Below are 3,328 nucleotides of genomic sequence, written 5' to 3' on the forward strand. Positions count from 1 at the left end.
TCTGTGCCAGAAGCGGAAGTTGAGCTCTAGGATATTTACGTCAGCTAAAGCCAGTTAGCCGACTAAACTTAAATACAGAAAAACAAGTTCAACGCCTTGCACACCAGCCCAGTTGCGCCGGGGAAATATGTGGTAAAAGAGCGCAGCGACCACATATTTCCCCGGCGTAACTGGGTCTGCGTGCTGCAACTTGTTAAATCATGCTACCGATAACTTGCATTAGACATTTTATATTTAACTTGTCCAAAACCGCTAACACTCAAAAATGTTTCAATATCGAATCTGCTTATTTTGCACTTCGGACCCAAAATCACCTCGACAAGTGCCTCCGCAGCCCTATCCTCAGCAAAGTCGAGTTCAAAGTACGAAGTTATGTATTCCCCAGAAACCCTATGCTGTAGATCCGAAATCCCTCCCAATACCCTTGTACCACCATTATCATTACCAAATATAACTGGCGTATGCACAATACGAACCTCATCTTCTTCTTTGAAGGCAGAGTTTTTACATATGTACGAAAATTGATTTATCAGAACTGCCGCATTCGCAAATCGATTGTATTTTTCGTCGTCACTCTCTGTCGGGGTTCCAACTGTACCAACAAGCGTATCAACTATCCGATCTTGATATTTCTCATCGTAAATGACATCGGCCAAACCAACGGATTGCTTGCTTGAAACATTCGGCGTTGGCATTTTTGAATCAAATCCAAAATATTCACGATTAAATCCGATGGCCAAACCAGAACCATCATCAGCATACGCTCTCCACTGGCTAAGCAAATCACCATTTTTTGAAAAGCTACAGATATAAGGCATTGGCGAATTAACAGATCTATGCAGCCAAAACTCATTTAAGTAGTCTTGATTCTCAGGTCTGACTGCCTGTGATAGTTTATTCCTGGCTTTGTCAATAAACCAATCCACTTCTTTATAATCATTCAGATTATTAGCTGCGGATACCCAGAGCTTTTTGTTTCGGATGATATTAAAAAAAGCATTAATTCCACAGTAATGGTAAATCGTGCTCAAATTGACTCCTTGGATTTAACGCTTAAAACAAAGGTTATTTATAGCATTTAGAGAATCGTTTATAAATAACCCTTTGATTTTTCTTGTTGCTTGGCAGTTTGCACGTTAGTGCGCTTTAAACTGCGAATTAAAAACCAAAAAATGAGCTATTGGCGGGAATTTCAGATCCTTAAGATTAACTCTTGGTCTGATTGTGAAGAACCACGAACTCTTCCAACAGCCTAGAGTTAATCTTAAGGGTAATGAAAAACAGTATAGCCCCGTCAAGTTTCTTTGCTAGACTTTATTGCTCTAAAAAACGCAGAACTTATACTGATTAAATATACAGCAAAATATTCTGCATAGCCTATAATTAAAGTCTTCCTGTTCGTTTTTATACAAGCAACGCCCAACTATGGGGCTGATAAAGCTTGGCTAAAATGTGTAGCGAAGCGGAACCGAGCCAAGCTTTAGCAGTCCCACATGAGTTGTTTGTTATAACCACGACATACGCCCGAAGTCAAACCATGGAGTACAATTACGCCACTTCAATTGTTGGTATTGGACACAAGAATTTTTAGTTAACTGAACAATTTTTGAAATATCTGAATCACTGCAACCCTCTCCAAAAAGAATACCACTTAATGAGTTTTTAAAAGAAAAAAATAGTTCTTTTTGACACTCAAAAACCACAAATCGATATTCAGCTTCATTTTCCCAGTCTTTTGCTTTTTCAAAATAGAGACGTTTCTTATGTTTGAGTAAATGGTCATAAGCATAATCTTTTTCACCTCGCCTCTCTAAATGATCTACGTTAATTATGAATGCTTGTTCCATTTGAATATCAGCTAACAATCGATCCTCATAATCAACATTGTCGCAGTGATAAGTCATTTTACTAAATTGCTCAAAAAACAATTCAGAAAACCTTTTAAAATCGAATATCAAGCACACTCCAGCATGATTATCACCGTATTGAGCCCACATCCTCGGCTTACAGAAGCCTCTGCGTGGATTGTCTACCATGTGGTTACCAGTTAAGTTTCCATCTTTTGAAAAACAAAGTAATTGAGTAGCTTCTTTAAAATATGGATTTAGCAATTTAGACAAGATATCAGGATTGTATTTATCTAAACTTCTTCCTTCATTAGTGCCTGGCATAAAAAACCAATTTTTAGTTTCTTTTGGATCATTGGTTTTAGAAAAAGAAGAAAATTTAAGAGTTCCATCATTCAATATATGGTCTATCGCTGTTTTTGATTTTGTATAGTGATAGATATATTGTGAATTATCTTTTTGGTAGGTAAACACCAAAACTCTCCATGTGGTTATAACGCTGCTGTAACCGGGCCGAGTTACGGAGCGGTTGTTTGTGCGACAGTGAGCGATGCGAATGCACAAACAACCGCGTAGTAATTTGGATCCGGTTTACAGCCTAGTTAGCTTTGATTTCTACCTAGTTCAAACGGGAGTTCGGGGATATCTTGAGGAATTACAAATACATTATCCTCATATATCTTTGACTTAATCGTAGCAATTGCCGTAAACGCGTTTAGAAGTGACTGTTCTGAAATATCACTAGGAGCAGGAATTGCTAAAGAGATTGCTTCACCTGAAAGGCCGTATACTTTTAGTCTTAGTCTGCCTGATGCTGAGCCACTTGAAGCTGCTGCGCCAATAGCAAATATACCATTGAGATTAAGATCGGCTTTCTTAGTAACCAATTCTGCTTCGAGTCTGAGTAGAATTCCGACCTTCTTCCTCTTTCCGTTCACATCAACATTTTTGTAGCTTGTATAGTCCTGCTGAAAAAGTATTTTCTGACCGCTAGCGGCAAGCTTAGACCCCAGATACTCCAATTTTCCGTCGGCTTTAAATACATATGTATTGGTAATTACTTCGTGGTTTGCTAGCTCATAAAGAGCAAACTTTGACCTCTGAGCAAGATCTAGTTGATTAAAGGTTGGCAAAATCAACTCATTCTGCTTGTTGAGTTTCTCTACATCCTTGACGCTCAGGGACACCGGCTCCAATGCATCAGCCGATAGCCCCGCCGCATTTGCACCACCACATGCCATAAACAATATTAGAAGTACTAGTTTTCTCATCTTTACTCTCCTTGGTTGGACTAAAAGCTAACGCCTTACTAATGGGCGCAAAAATGCTTGGCTATAATTAGCGACGAAGGAGCACAAGCCAAGCGTTTTGCGTCCTTTTGAGTAACTTGTATGGATAATAACCCCACCAAATTAATGATTTAAGGTAAAGTGAGACCCAAGCCCTAGCTGCAACTAAGGCCTTCTTTTGCAGTAGTTCGA

General features: G+C 39.0%; 3 protein-coding genes. All 3 read right to left on the bottom strand.

Annotation, left to right across the window (positions count from 1 at the left end; all coding sequences use genetic code 11):
- Positions 1–203: 203 nt before the first annotated feature.
- Positions 204–1,031 (bottom strand): DUF2971 domain-containing protein, encoded by an 828-nt coding sequence (locus N7931_RS19045; protein ID WP_262795924.1) that lies wholly within the window; start codon positions 1,029–1,031, stop codon positions 204–206.
- Between the two features lie 474 nt (positions 1,032–1,505).
- Positions 1,506–2,321, bottom strand: coding sequence for a DUF2971 domain-containing protein (locus N7931_RS19050; RefSeq protein WP_262795925.1), 816 nt, complete (start codon positions 2,319–2,321; stop codon positions 1,506–1,508).
- Positions 2,322–2,449: 128 nt separating this feature from the next.
- Positions 2,450–3,118, bottom strand: a complete 669-nt coding sequence (locus N7931_RS19055; RefSeq protein ID WP_262795926.1) for a hypothetical protein — start codon at positions 3,116–3,118, stop codon at positions 2,450–2,452.
- Positions 3,119–3,328 lie beyond the last annotated feature (210 nt).

It is taken from the genome of Catenovulum sp. 2E275 (assembly GCF_025515275.1).
Lineage (GTDB): Bacteria > Pseudomonadota > Gammaproteobacteria > Enterobacterales > Alteromonadaceae > Catenovulum.